The sequence below is a fragment of the Streptomyces sp. NPDC044064 genome (assembly GCF_056434245.1).
In genome coordinates this window covers 263,647-277,563 of record NZ_JBWKFN010000013.1, presented here as the reverse complement: position 1 = coordinate 277,563, position 13,917 = coordinate 263,647, and the positions used below count along the sequence as shown (strand labels likewise).

The following is a 13,917-nucleotide window of genomic DNA, read 5'->3' as shown; positions in this document are numbered from 1 at the left end:
CCCCCCCCCCCCCCCCCCCCCCCCCCCCCCCCCCCCCCCCCCCCCCCCCCCCCCCCCCCCCCCCCCCCCCCCCCCCCCCCCCCCCCCCCCCCACGACGTGGTCCGTGTGCGGTTCAGCCGCGGACGGCGTTCATGATCAACGACGCGTGGACGGCCTCGGCCGCCGTGGCACCCGCCGCGGCCGCCGCGGTGAACGACTGCTTCCACCGGGACGCCAGGTCCCCGGCCGCGTACAGGCCCGGGACGCCGGTGCACTGGGTGTCGTCGACGCTCAGATAGCCCGCGTCGTCGACCGTCAGCTTCAGCTCGTCGACCGCCCGGGCGACGACGGGCTGTTGCCGCTGGGCCGGCGTCCACACCAGTGTCTCCCGCTCCAGGACGCGACCGTCGTCGAACTCGACCGCGTACAACGCTCCCTCACGGTGCAGAAGGCGGCTGATCGTGCCCGTGACGACGTCACCGCCCATGCTCCGCGCGGCGGTGCGCGCACCCTCCAGACCCGGCATCGACGCACGGCAGATGGCGACCGTGTCGCTGCTCCACGCACGGAACGCCACCGCGGAGAACGTGGCGAGTTCCGCGTTGTCCACGACGACGCCCCAGCGCCGGCCGGCGTTCTCCTCGCCGAGGCAGAACGGGCAGTGGATCACGCTCCGGCCCCAGCAGTCCGAGAACCCGGCCACCTGTTCCGGATGGATGTCGACGACACCGGTGGCGAGCAGGACGGTCGGAGCCTCGACGGTGTCGCCGTTGCCGAGAGCGACATGGAAGCGGCCGCCGTCCTTGGTGCGCACGCCCTCGACGTCGGCTTCCCGAAGCTCCACGGTCGCGTACCGGGAGAGTTCCTTCCAGGCGCGCGAGCGGATCTCGGCGGGAGCGGCGCCGTCCAGACCGACATGCCCGTGGACGCCTCCCGACGCGCTGTTCCGTGGTGCGCGCGGGCTGTCCACGAGGACCACTCGCGTACGGTACCTGGCCAGGGCGAGCGCTGCCGTGAGCCCGGCGGGGCCGGCCCCTACGACGACCGTTTCGGTTTCGCTGTTCGAGGACATGGGTCGGTACCTTCCGTCGGGAACTTGGCCGGGCCCCGTCCCGGTCCTGCCGGGACGGGGCCGTACAAGGCGAGGGGCTGCTCAGCCGCCGACGTACTGCGCCAGGTGCTCGCCGGTGAGGGTCGAGCGGGCGGCCACCAGGTCGGCGGGGGTGCCCTCGAAGACGATCCGGCCGCCGTCGTGACCGGCACCGGGGCCGAGATCGATGATCCAGTCGGCGTGCGCCATGACCGCCTGGTGGTGCTCGACGACGATCACCGACTTGCCGGAGTCGACCAACCGGTCGAGCAGGGCGAGGAGTTGCTCGACGTCGGCGAGGTGCAGGCCGCTGGTCGGCTCGTCGAGGATGTAGATGTCTCCCGTACCGGCCATGTTGGTGGCCAGCTTGAGACGCTGCCGCTCGCCGCCGGACAGGGTGGTGAGCGGCTGGCCGAGGCTGAGGTAGCCCAGCCCGACATCGTCGAGCCGGGTGAGCACGGAGTGCGCGGCCGGCGTACGCGCCTCACCGGTGCGGAAGAACTCCACGGCCTCGACCACCGGCATCGCGAACAACTCGCTGATGTCCCGGCCGCCGAGGCGGTACCTGAGCACCGACTCCTGGAACCGCTTCCCCTCGCACTCCTCGCAGGTCGTGGCGACACCGGCCATGATCGCCAGGTCGGTGTAGATGACGCCGGCGCCCTTGCAGTTGGGGCAGGCGCCCTCGGAGTTGGGGCTGAACAGCGCCGGCTTGACGCCGTTGGCCTTGGCGAACGCCTTGCGGATCGGTTCGAGCATTCCGGTGAAGGTCGCCGGGTTGCTGCGCCGGGAACCCTTGATGGGCGACTGGTCCACCGTCACCACGCCGTCCCGCCCGGCCACCGAGCCGCGGATCAGGGAACTCTTGCCGGAGCCCGCGACGCCGGTGAGCACGGTGAGCACGCCGAGCGGGATGTCCACGTCGACGTCCTGCAGGTTGTGGGCCGCCGCGCCGCGCACCTCCAGCACGCCGGACGCGCTGCGCACCGAGGGCTTCACCGAGGCCCGGTCGTCCAGGTGCCGTCCGGTGACGGTGCCGCTGGTCCGCAGCGCCTCGACGGTGCCCTCGAAGACCACCTGGCCGCCGCCCGTACCGGCCTTCGGACCGATGTCGACCACGTGGTCGGCGATCAGGATCGTCTCCGGCTTGTGCTCCACGACGAGCACGGTGTTGCCCTTGTCGCGCAGCCGCAGCAGCAGGTCGTTCATGCGCTGGATGTCGTGCGGGTGCAGACCGACCGTGGGCTCGTCGAAGACGTAGGTGACGTCGGTGAGCGCGGAGCCGAGGTGGCGGACCATCTTGACGCGCTGGGCCTCACCGCCCGAGAGCGTGCCCGACGCCCGGTCGAGCGAGAGGTAGCCAAGCCCGATCGAGACGAACGAGCTGAGGGTCTCGTCGAGAACCTTCAGCAGCGTCGCGACCGACGGGTCGTCGATGGCGCGGATCCATGCGGCCAGATCGCTGATCTGCATCGCGCAGGCGTCGGCGATGCTGACGCCGTCGATCTTCGCGGACCGGGTCAGCGCGCTGAGCCGGGTGCCGTCGCACTCCGGACAGACCGAGAACGCCACCGCCCGCTCCACGAAGGCGCGGATGTGCGGCTGCAGCGCTTCCTTGTCCTTGGTCAGGAACGATTTCCGGACCCGCGCGAGCAGGCCCTCGTAGGTGGTGTTGATCCCCTTGACCTTGACCTTGACCGGGTCCCGGTGCAGGAAGTCGTCCCGCTCCTGGTCGGTGTAGTCGCGGATCGGCTTGTGCGGGTCGAGGAAGCCCGACTCGGTGAACGACTGCACCACCCAGCCGTCGGGCTTCCAGCCGGGGACGGTGATCGCGCCGTCGGCCAGCGACTTGGAGTCGTCGTAGAGCTGGGCCGCATCGATGTCGGTGACCGAGCCCATGCCCTCGCAGCGCAGACACATGCCGCCGACGACGCTGAAGCCCTTCTCGATCTTCTTGCCGTTCACCACCAGCGTGCCCGACGCGTCGGCGGTGGCGACGTTGAAGGCGAACGCCTTCTGCGAGCCGATGTACGGCTTGGCGAGCCGGCTGAACAGGATGCGCAGCAACGCGCCCGCGTCGGTGGCGGTGCCGACCGTGGAGCGCGGGCTGGTGCCCATCGGCTGCTGGTCGACGATGATCGCGGTCGTCAGCCCGTCGAGGACGTCCACCTCGGGGCGGGCCAGTGTGGGCATGAAGCCCTGGATGAAGGCGCTGTAGGTCTCGTTGATCAGCCGCTGCGACTCCGCGGCGATCGTGTCGAACACCAGCGAGCTCTTGCCCGAGCCGGAGACACCGGTGAACACGGTCAGCCGGCGCTTGGGGATCTCCACGTCGACGTTCTTGAGGTTGTTCTCACGCGCACCGTGCACGCGGATCAGATCGTGGCTGTCGGCGGCGTGCAGCGCAGACGACTCTAAGTCCGTCCTCGTGCCGGCGGTCATGGCGTCCCTCCCAGGTGTCGGCCACGGCACGCCGTCGTCGTAGGGCCCGAATCGAGCTGATGGTGACCTCGTCCGCCGGACACGTTGCGCGTCGGCACGAACGCCGGAATGCCGTTGTTGTTTGAAATGTGTCAACTGAGGTCATCGGATACCGCTACTGCGGCCCGAAGCTACCACGCCACCGTTACGCCATGTACGAGTTGTCCTGCACCCAGTGGAAACCACGGTCGACCAGAGGGAATTCGGCGAGATTCAGCCGGTGGAGTCGCACCCGCAGCCGGTAGCCGTCGACTTCGCCTTCCAGGGTCAGTTCGTCGTCGTCGGGACGCTGGAGCGCGAAAGTCGCGTTCCACTTCGGATCGGCCATCTTGAGCAGGCTCATCGAATGACTGTCGAGGTCGACCGCCGCGACATAGCCGCCGTCGAGAGAATCGTCCATGCGCTGGATGGTGACGGCGTCGGCGGAGTCGAAAACGACGCGACGCCATCGTTGTACGTCGGTCGTCAGCGGGGGCTGTCGCTCCCCGTCGACCGTGAATTCCGCCACGTCCCAGATGCCGTACAGTTCGGGCTTTTCCCGTCCGCCGCCGTACGTCTTCCAGACCGACCAGTCATTGCGCAGCTGTGCGCGCAGCAGCCACAGACCGGCCGCGACCTGCGCGGCCGCGGCGATCCGGTTCGCGCCGGGCGAGCGGAACAGCTCCTGCGCGGACGACGGGCGGACCGCACGGTCCGACAGGAGGGCTTCGGCCAGGCGCGCCGATTCCGGTGCGAGCAGCACCAGGCTCAGCAGGAGCAGATGGAACGAATGGATCTTCACCGGGACGTCGAAGGTCATGTTCAGAATGAACACCTGGGTCAGTTCCATCGCGCACAGCAGCGCACCCAGCGTCGCCGTCCGCGGCAGGACCAGAAGCAGTCCGCCGGCGATTTCCGCGCAGCCCAGCAGGACTTGGTACGGCTTGGAGGAACCCGTCTGAGCCCACAGCACGCTCATGGGGCTGAAATTGCCGAACGGCTCGACGAGTTTGGTGAGTGGCAGGTGAAATTGCAAGGGAATCGCTTTGGCGGCACCGTAGGAGAACATCTGCCCCGCGAGACAGAACCGGACGACCACCTTGAACCACGGGTCCAGCGTCTCGTAGTTCGTCCGGCGCCGGTCCAGCAGGGACCACACCGGTGTCGCCGCGGCGGCGCCCAGCAGCCAGGTGAACTGCCCCACCCACGCGTTCAGGTCGTCGCCACCGTCGAAGCGCTCACCCAATTCCTTGTCGAATACGTGGGCGGCTACCCACTTCCGCACCGGACGCATCGACCAGAGCTTCGCCCAGGCTTCGGCCGCCTCCTGCTTGTGCCCCAGTCCGCCGCCCCGCAGCGTCAGAAAGATCTGGGGTGTCGTCAGGCAGTAGGACCCCGCGTAGACGAAGGCGAACCGGAACGCGCCGCGGGCGACACCGCTCCACTGCGGCGAGTTCGGCGGGGTGCATGTCCGCGGGCTCCTGCGTCTGGTCGCCCGGTTGGGCTGTGAGGGTGCCAGGAGCCGTAGCAGCTTGCCTGCGCGTGCCTTCATGATTCATCACCTTCACACGGGCCGGATGCGCGGTTCGGACATTGCCCGGTCGATGGATCCCGGGTCAGTTGCGGCGGAATCGGCCCAGCCAGGCGGGCAGTTCGAGGGGCTCTGATGTGGGCGGCAGAATCCCGTGCATGGTCGTGTCGGTGACGGACTCGACGGTCCAGCCGTCGGCGAAGCCCTGGCGCAGGTCGTCGGCGGTCCGCTTCGGACCGGGCGGCTCCGAGGCCGGAATCCCCTCGATCACTTCGGCGAGCCGCGCCTGCATCTGCGCGGCCCCCCGGTCGCTGACCTCCAGCACATGCACGAGCGCCCCCGGGCGGCAGACGCGGTACAGCGCCGCCGCGTAGGTCCGCAGCCTGTCGGCGTCGAAGCTGTGCGCCAGGCCGCAGTCGACGACGGTGTCGAAACGCCCCTCGTAGCCTGCGAGTTCGAGGGCGTTGGCGACGGCGAAGGTGGCGTCGAGTCCGCGCTCCCCGGCCTTGCGCCGCGCGATGGCGACCGCCTCGGACGAAAGGTCGAGCCCCGTCACCGAGTAGCCCCTGCCCGCCAGATGGAGTATGTCCTCGCCGGTGCCGCAGCCCGCGTCGAGCACCGCACCGCTGATGAGTCCGGCTTCCTCGAGTGCGACGAAGGCCGGCTGCGGCCCGCCGATGTCCCAGGGCGGACGCTTGCCGAACGGGCTCTCGCCGCGGTAGACGGCGTCGAAGACATGGGTCAGCGCGTCGATTCCGTCCGGCAGGGAAGCGGGTTCAGTCATGCGGCCATGATTGCGCCGTCCCCGGTTCCGCTTTCGATCTCTTGCCGACTTCTGTCAAAGCCCTGTGGACCCCGCCCGACGGCCGCCGGCCGGCCACCGTCATTCCCGGCAGCGGTGATGCCACGGTGCGGCGAATGCCGCCCTGATCAGGTCGTTCAAGCCGACCGCGGGCCGTACGTCCGGGTCTGGCTGGGTTTCTGGCCGACATCTTTCACGTCGGTTGATCCACCTCAGAGCGGCGACCACGATCAGGCACAGCGACTGGCCGCTGATCTGGATACCACATTTACAGGGGGGACTCTGGATGGGTTACACCGGCGTCACGGCGGTGCAGGAGGCCATGTGGCTCCAACAGGAGCTTGCCCCCGACCGGCCGAACAATGTGGTGACGCTGTGGGACGTCGACGGTGACCTGGACATCCCCCTGATCACCGAGGCGCTGCGGACGGCGGTGTCCGAGGCCGGGGCGCTGACACTGAACTTCCGCCGGGACGAGGGTGGTCTGCGCGCGGTGGCCCGCGATCCGGAGCGACCGGAGCCGTTCCACTTCGACGTCAGCGACGCGGGCGACCCCGGCGACGCGGCCCGGGCTGTGGTCGCCGAGCTGGTGAGCCGGCCGTTCGACCTGGGTGCGGACGCCCTCTTCCGGATCGGCTCGATCCGCCTCGGCGCCACCCACCACCTCGTGGTTCTCGTCTTCCACCACATCGTCACCGACGCGTTCGGCGTCGTCACGCTGCTGTCCCGGCGGATCGCGGAGATCTACCGCGCGCTGCGCTCCGGTTCCGCCGTACCGGAGCTTCCCGCGAACGCGCGGGGAGACGCCCGGCAGAAGGACGCCGCGTACCGGGCGTCGAAACGGTTCGCCGAGGCCGAGGAGTTCTGGCGGGACTACCTCGCCGACGAGCCGGCCGCGGCGCGCCTTCCCGCCGGCGTCCGCCCCGCCGGCGACGACGGAGCGTCCGGGCCCTGGGACGGCCTCACCCGGCCGCTGGGCATGACCACCCGCACCGCGCGGATCCCGGCCGCCGAACTCGCCGCCTGGCGACGCACGGCCGACACGGTCGGGACGAGCCTGCCGGACCTGCTCGCGGCGGCGGCCACCGCGTTCCTGCAGCACATGTGCGCCGTCCCGGAACCCCTGCACGAGTTCACCGTCAACCACCGCGTCGGCGCCCTGCGGCTCTCCCTCGGCCTGCTCTCCAACCGGCTTCCGGTCCGGGTCGAGGTGCCGCCCGCCGCGACCCTCGTGGAGCTGGCCGAGGCGCTTGCCCAGGAACGGCGGCGGGTGCTGCGGCATGCGGGCCACGACGTGTCCCTGATCAAGCGGGCGACGGGGCACGCCGGGTCGGTGCGCAGCCCGTTCGGCGCCCTCGTCAACGTCATCCCCTTCGTCGAGGCGCTCGACCTCGCGGGCAGCGTGGCACGGTTCGCCGGCGGCACGTTCGGTGTGATCGACGAGGTGATGATCTCGACCTACACCGACGGCGGGGCCGACAGCGACCTGTTCGTCCGCTTCGACGCCCCGCAGGCGCACTACGGGGACCAGGACGTCGCCGGTCTCGCCGACAGGTTCGTGACCTTCGTCCGGGCCGCCCTGGCCGACCCGCGCGCCCGGCTCGGGGACGTCAGCGTGCTCAGCACCGCCGAACACCACGCGCTTCTCGCCGAGTTCGCCGGTCTCGAGGTCGCCCCGGCCGGCCTGACGCTGACGGAACTGCTGGAGCGGCAGGCCGCCGCCACACCCGACGCGATCGCTGTGACCTTCGAGGACACCTCCCTGACCTACCGGGAACTGGCCGACCGGTCCGGCCGGCTGGCCCGCATGCTCGTCGAGGGCGGCGCGGGGCCGGAACGGTTCGTCGCCGTCGCGATTCCCCGTTCGCTCGAGCTGGTCGTCGCACTCGTCGCCGTACTGAAGGCGGGCGCCGCCTACGTCCCGGTCGACCCCGACTACCCGGCCGCACGGGTGGAGTTCATGCTCGCCGACGCCGGACCGACGCTGCTCCTGTCGGTCAAGGGCACGGCGGACCGGCTGCCCCCGACGGACATCCCCCTGATCACGGTCGACGAGGCCCAGCTCACCGACGGACCCACCGCGCTCGTGCCGCACTCCGTCGAACACCCGGCGTACATGATCTACACATCGGGATCGACCGGCCGGCCCAAGGGCACCGTCGTCACCCATGCGGCGATCGTCAACCGACTGCTGTGGATGCAGGACCGCTTCCGGCTGGACGGCTCCGACCGGGTGCTGCAGAAGACCTCCGCCTCCTTCGACGTGTCGGTCTGGGAGTTCTTCTGGCCGCTGATCACCGGCGCCGGCCTCGTCGTGGCACGCCCCGACGGGCACCGCGATCCGGCCTATCTCGCCGGGCTGATCCGGCGCGCCGGGGTCACGACGCTGCACTTCGTTCCGTCGATGCTCGCCGAGTTCGTCAACGAGGAGGAGGCGGGCGCCTGCACCGGCCTGCGCCGCGTCATCTGCAGCGGCGAGGCACTGCCCGCCGAACTCGCCTCCTGCTTCCACGAGTTGCTGGGCGTGCCCCTGCACAACCTGTACGGGCCGACGGAGGCGGCCGTGGACGTCACCGAGTGGCAGTACCGGCCCGGGGCGGGCACCGTACCGATCGGCACACCGATCTGGAACACCGCGCTGTACGTGCTCGACAGCCGGCTCGGACTGGTCCCGCCCGGGGTGTACGGCGACCTGTACATCGCGGGCGCAGGCCTCGCCAGGGGCTACCACGGCCGCTCGGCCCTCACCGCGGAACGCTTCGTCGCCTGCCCGTTCGGCCCGCCCGGGCAGCGCATGTACCGGACCGGCGACCTGGCGCGCTGGAACGAGAACGGCGAGCTGGAGTTCGCCGGACGCGCCGATCACCAGGTGAAGATCCGTGGCTTCCGGGTCGAGCCGGCGGAGATCGAGGCGACGCTGGCCGCGCACCCCGGGGTGGCGCAGGCCACCGTCCTCGCCCGGCGCGGGCGCGGCGCCGACGGGGCCGCCCAGCTCGTCGCCTACATCGTGCCGACGACCTCCGGCGGCACCCGCGGATCCGGCGCGGACTGGGACCTCCACGCCGGGCTGGACATCGCCGAGCTGCGGGGCTTCGTCGCGGCCCGGCTGCCCGCCCACCTGGTACCCGCCGCGTTCGTGCCGCTGGACCGGCTGCCGCTGACCGCGAACGGCAAGCTGGACCGGGCGTCACTGCCCGAGCCGGAGTTCACCGGCCGGGCTCACCGGCCGGCCCGCACCGGCGAGGAGCACGTCCTGGCGACGGCGTTCGGCGAGGTGCTCGGGCTGAGCCGGATCGGGGTGGACGACGACTTCTTCACGCTCGGCGGCGACAGCATCCGGGCCATCCAGGTGGTCGCCCGCGCCCGGGCGGCCGGCCTCGCGCTCAGCCCGCGCACAGTGTTCGAGTGCCGTACCGTCGCCGCGCTGGCCGCGGCCGCCACCCGGGACACCGCCCCGGCGGCACTCGCCGAACTCGACGGCGGTGGCGTCGGCCTGCTGCCGCTGCCACCGATGGCACGGCTCGTCGCCGAGCGCGGCCCCGGCCTCGACCGGCTCGCCCAGTGGCTGGTGCTGGAGGTACCGGCCGAGACGGACCGCGACAACCTCACCGCCACGGTGCGCGCCGTCCTCGACCGGCACGACGTACTGCGCTCCCGGCTGGTCGACGACGGTCTGCTGGTGCACCCGCCCGGATCGGTCGACGCGGCCCGGCTCATCAGGCGGGTCGCGTGCCCGGGCGACTGGACGGGGGAGGCGTGGCAGGAACTGCTGCGCACCGAGGCCGCCGCCGCGACACGCGACATCAGGGCCTCGGACGGCACGATGCTCCGGCTGGTGTGGTTCGAACCGGACACCGGCGGCCCCGGACGGCTGCTCGTCGCGGCGCACCACCTGGTCGTCGACGGCATGTCCTGGCGGGTGCTGCTCCCCGACCTGGCCGAGGCCTGGCGGCAGGCCCGCACCGGCGAGGCGCCCGCGCTGCCGCCGGTGGGGACGTCGATGCGCCGGTGGCTGCGCGCGCTGACCGACGAGGCGACCCGGCCCGGGCGGGCGGCGGAGGTGTCACTGTGGCGCGACCTGCTCGCCGCCCCTGCGGCCGCGGTCGGATCCCGGCCGTTCGACCCGGAGACCGACGTCACCGCGGCCACGGAAACCGTGCGCGTCCAGCTCCCCGCCGCCCTCACGGAGGCCGTGCTGACATCGGTGCCCGCGGCGTATCGCAGCGGCGTCGACGACGTCCTGCTCACCGCCCTCGTCCTGGCGCTGGCCCGGCACCGGCGCGGAGTGAGCGACGACGCCACGGTCGTACGCCTGGAAGGCCACGGCCGGCACGAGGAGCTGGCCCCGGGCGCGGACCTGTCCCGCACGGCCGGCTGGTTCACCACCGTCCACCCGGCCCGGTTCGACCTCTCCGGCATCGATGTCGACGAGGCGATCGCCGGGGGAGCGGCCGCCGGTGACGCCCTCAAGCGGGTGAAGGAGCAGCGGCGCGCGCTGCCCGACCAGGGCATCGGCTACACCCTGCTGCGCTACCTCAACGACGAGACCGCGGCGGTGCTGCGCCCGTACCCGGCGGACGAGATCGGCTTCAACTTCCTGGGCCACTTCTCCTTCGACTCCTTCGACGGCCCGGAACCGGCGCGCGGCCCCGGATGGACGCCCGCGCCGGAATGCGCCGAACTCGTCGCGGCACCCGACCCCGGCATGCCGGCGCTCAGCGCACTCGAACTCGACTCCCTGGTGACCGACACCGGGGACGGCGCCCGGCTCACCGCCCTGTTCACCTTCGCCACCGGCGTGCTGTCCGCCGACGAGGTCCGCGACCTCGCCGGCACCTGGTGCGCCGCCCTGCGCGGCCTGCACACCCTCGTCACGATCGGTGGAGGCGGCCTCACTCCGTCCGATGTGGCACCGGTGCCCGTCGGCCAGGCCGAACTGGACGCCTGGCAGCGGCGGTTCGGCCGGGTGAGCGACGTGTGGCCGCTCACACCGCTGCAGGACGGCCTGCTGTTCCACACGATGCTCGCGGACACGGCCTCCGAGGCCTACCAGACCCAGTTCGTGTTCCGGCTCAGCGGCCCGGTCGACCCGGCGCGCCTACGGGCCGCGGGCCAGGCCCTGCTGGAGCGGCACCCGAATCTGAGGACCGCCTTCCTGTCCAGCGCGACCGGCGAGTCCGTGCAGATCGTGGTGGACGACGTCCCCCTGCCCTGGCGGCAGGTGGACCTCACCGGCGACCCCGAGGCCGAGGCACGGCTCGAGGAGATCCTCGCCGAGGAGCGGGACACCCGCTTCCGCCCCGACAGCCCGCCGCTGCTCCGGCTCACCCTCGTCACCCTGGGACCGGAACGGGCCGAACTGGCGCTCACCGCCCACCACGTCCTGCTCGACGGCTGGTCGGTACCGCTGATCGAGCGCGAACTGATGGATCTGTACGCGACGGGCGGCCGCGACACCCGCCCGCCGCACCCCCACGGCTACCGGGACTTCCTGCGGTGGCTGTCACGGCAGGACGCGGCACGCTCGGCCCAGGCCTGGGCCACGGAGCTGGCCGGCGTGGCGGAACCGACCCTCCTGGCACCCACGGCACGCCCGGCCGGCGGCAGCAGCGGGCAGCTCGACGCGGCACTGAGCGGCGAGGACGCCACCAGGCTGGCACGCCGAGCCGCCGAGTGGGGCGTCACCCCCAACACCCTGGTGCAGGGCGCGTGGGCCGTCGTACTCGCCGAGCTGACCGGCCGCGAGGACGTGCTGTTCGGCACCACCGTCGCCGGCCGGCCGTCCGAACTGCCCGGCGTGGACACGATGGTCGGCCTGTTCATCAACACGGTGCCGGTGCGGGTGCGCTGCACGCCGGCCGACCGCCTCCCGCAGCTGCTGGGCCGGCTGCAGGACGCCCAGGCGCGGCTGCTGGAGCACCATCACCTCGGGCTCGCCGACATCCAGCGGTCGACCGGGCTGAGCGCGCTGTTCGACACACTCGTGGTCTTCGAGTCGTTCCCCGTCGACCGCGTCGGCCTCTTCGCGGCGGGCGCATCGGCGGACCTCGCGGTGACCGGCATCCGCCCGTACGCCCCACCGCACTACCCGCTGACCGTCATCGCGGCGGCCGACCCGCTGCTGCGCCTCTCCTTCCAGTACCGGCGCGACGCCTTCACACACGCCGAGGTGGAGGTGATCGCCGGCCGGCTGGTGCGGGTGCTGCGGCAGTTCGCCGCCGAACCGGAGACCACCGTCGGCGCGATCGACGTGCTCTTCGAAGCGGAGCGCGAGCAGGTGCTGCACGGCTGGAACGACACCGCGGCCACGCTGCCCGAGCGGACCGTCCCCGAGCTGATCGCCGAGCAGGCGGCCACGACACCGGACGCGGTGGCCGTCGAGCACGACGGTCACCGGCTGACCTACCGGGAGCTGGACGAGCGCGCCAACCGGCTGGCGCACTGGCTGATCGAGCAGGGGGTGGGGCCACAGTCGCGGGTTGTGGTGCTGCTGCCCCGCTCGCTCGACCTGGTCGCGGCGCTGCTCGCGGTGTGGAAGGCCGGCGGCGCGTATGTGCCGGTGGACCCGGAGTATCCGGCCGCGCGGGTGCGGTCCGTGGTCGAGGACAGCGCGCCCGTACTGGTGCTGGACCCGAGGCGGCTGGCCGCGGCGGACCTGTCCGCCCAGCCCGCCCACGCCCCGCGGACCCAGGCCGGCCGCCACCACACCGCCTACGCCATCTACACCTCCGGCTCCACCGGCAAGCCCAAGGGCGTGGTCATCGAGCACGGCACCCTGAGCAACCTGCTCACCGGCATGCGGGACCGTTTCTCGCTGTCGCCGGACGACCGGCTGCTGGCCGTCGCCACGGTCGCGTTCGACATCGCCGCGCTGGAACTGTTCCTGCCCCTGCTGACCGGTGCCCGGGTGGTGCTGGCCGGCAAGGACACCATCACCCAGCCCTCGGCGCTGCTCGACCTCGTCCAGCGGGCGGGCATCACCCTCATGCAGGCCACTCCCGCCCTCTGGCAGGTGCTGGTCACTCACGCCCCGGACTGCCTGACCGGGCTCCGCGTGATCACCAGCGGCGAGGCCCTGCCCACAGCCCTGGCCCACACCCTGTGCGAGCACGCCGCCGAGGTCACCAACCTCTACGGCCCCACCGAAGCCACCATCTACTCCACGGCCGCCCGCCTCGCACCAGGCACCGCCGGCATGCCGCCCTCCGTCGGCGGCCCCGTCGCCAACGCGCGGATCCTCATCCTCGACCGCACGCTCCGCCCCGTGCCTCCCGGCGTGACCGGTGATCTGTGGATCGCCGGGCACGGCCTGGCCCGTGGCTATCACGGCCAACCGGGCATGACCGCCGAACGGTTCGTGGCCGATCCGTTCGGTCCGCCGGGCACGCGGATGTACCGCAGCGGGGATCTGGCCCGCTGGACCGGCACGGGCGAGGTCGAGTACCTCGGGCGCTCCGACCACCAGATCAAGCTGCGCGGGTTCCGCATCGAACCCGCCGAGATCGAGCGCACCCTGACCGGTCATCCGGCCGTCCGCCAGGCGATCGTCATCGCCCGCGAGGACAACCCGGACGACCGGCAGCTGGTGGCGTACCTGGTGCCCGAGCCGGGCGGCGCCGTGCCGCCCGCGGAGCAGTTGCGGACGCTGGTGGGGGAGCGGCTGCCGCAGTACATGGTCCCGGCGGCGTTCGTGGTGCTGGCCAAGCTGCCGCTGACACCGAACGGAAAGGTGGATCGCCTGGCGCTGCCGCGGCCCGAGTTCGAGGGGGAGGCGTACCAGGCTCCGCGCACCCCGCGGGAGGCGGTGCTGTGCGGGCTGTTCGCCGAGGTGCTGGGAGTGGAGCGCGTCGGCATCGACGACGACTTCTTCGCCCTGGGCGGCCATTCGCTGCTGGCCACCCGCCTGGTGGCGCGGGTGCGCGCCGAGCTGGGCGTGGAGGTCCCGATCCGGATCCTGTTCACCGCCCCCACCGTTGCCGAGCTGACCGACCGCTGGAACGAGATGTCGGCCTCTTCCCGAAAGCCGCTGCGCAGGATGAGCGAAAGGTAGAAGC

At 71.9% G+C, this 13,917-nt stretch carries 5 protein-coding genes; 1 reads left to right on the top strand and 4 read right to left on the bottom strand.

What is annotated here, in order from left to right; all coding sequences use genetic code 11:
- Positions 1 to 113: 113 nt before the first annotated feature.
- The 4 genes from AC07DS_RS22725 to AC07DS_RS22710 all read right to left on the bottom strand — a co-directional run bounded on the left by AC07DS_RS22725 (position 114) and on the right by AC07DS_RS22710 (position 5,845).
- Positions 114 to 1,052 carry an FAD-dependent oxidoreductase gene (locus tag AC07DS_RS22725; RefSeq protein WP_479147880.1) on the bottom strand — a complete coding sequence of 313 codons (939 nt, stop codon included), beginning with the start codon at positions 1,050 to 1,052 and terminating at the stop codon, positions 114 to 116.
- 81 nt (positions 1,053 to 1,133) lie between these two features.
- On the bottom strand, positions 1,134 to 3,512 hold the full coding sequence (locus AC07DS_RS22720; RefSeq protein ID WP_479147878.1) for an ATP-binding cassette domain-containing protein: 2,379 nt from the start codon (positions 3,510 to 3,512) through the stop codon (positions 1,134 to 1,136).
- Positions 3,513 to 3,696: 184 nt separating this feature from the next.
- The gene (locus AC07DS_RS22715) at positions 3,697 to 5,082 is read right to left on the bottom strand and encodes a hypothetical protein (protein WP_479147876.1); all 1,386 of its coding nucleotides are present in this window, start codon (positions 5,080 to 5,082) and stop codon (positions 3,697 to 3,699) included.
- A gap of 64 nt (positions 5,083 to 5,146) precedes the next feature.
- Positions 5,147 to 5,845, bottom strand: a complete 699-nt coding sequence (locus AC07DS_RS22710; RefSeq protein WP_479147875.1) for a class I SAM-dependent methyltransferase — start codon at positions 5,843 to 5,845, stop codon at positions 5,147 to 5,149.
- A 304-nt stretch (positions 5,846 to 6,149) separates the two neighbouring features.
- Between AC07DS_RS22710 and AC07DS_RS22705 the strand changes: the two genes are divergently transcribed.
- Positions 6,150 to 13,913, top strand: a complete 7,764-nt coding sequence (locus AC07DS_RS22705; protein ID WP_479147873.1) for an amino acid adenylation domain-containing protein — start codon at positions 6,150 to 6,152, stop codon at positions 13,911 to 13,913.
- Positions 13,914 to 13,917 lie beyond the last annotated feature (4 nt).